This is a genomic window from Alicyclobacillus suci, from assembly GCF_017329615.1.
Lineage (GTDB): Bacteria > Bacillota > Bacilli > Alicyclobacillales > Alicyclobacillaceae > Alicyclobacillus > Alicyclobacillus suci.
In genome coordinates this window covers 1-276 of record NZ_JAFMTW010000216.1, presented here as the reverse complement: position 1 = coordinate 276, position 276 = coordinate 1, and the positions used below count along the sequence as shown (strand labels likewise).

Sequence of the window (276 nt, the reverse complement as noted above, 5' to 3'; positions counted from 1 at the left end):
ATCATGGATTGCTGCTCGTGCTTCGGCGCGTCGGGATTCGTCTTCCCCATCACGATGGCGAATTTGCAGCGCGGATCGCCCGCGCCGGACGACCACCACTTGTGCGCGTTGATCACGTATTCGTCTCCGTCCCGGACGATGCTCGCCGAAATGTTGGTGGCGTCGGAGGATGCCACCTCCGGCTCCGTCATGGAAAAGCACGAGCGGATCTCGCCGGCGAGGAGCGGCTTCAACCACTTCTCCTTCTGCTCGGGTGTGCCGTAGCGGACGAGGACC

Annotated in this window: 1 protein-coding gene; it reads right to left on the bottom strand. The window is 63.0% G+C overall.

The annotated features are described in order from the left end of the window. Positions 1-276, bottom strand: a 276-nt coding sequence (locus J3482_RS20470; protein ID WP_206923127.1) for an acyl-CoA dehydrogenase family protein, incomplete at both ends; no start/stop codon positions are given.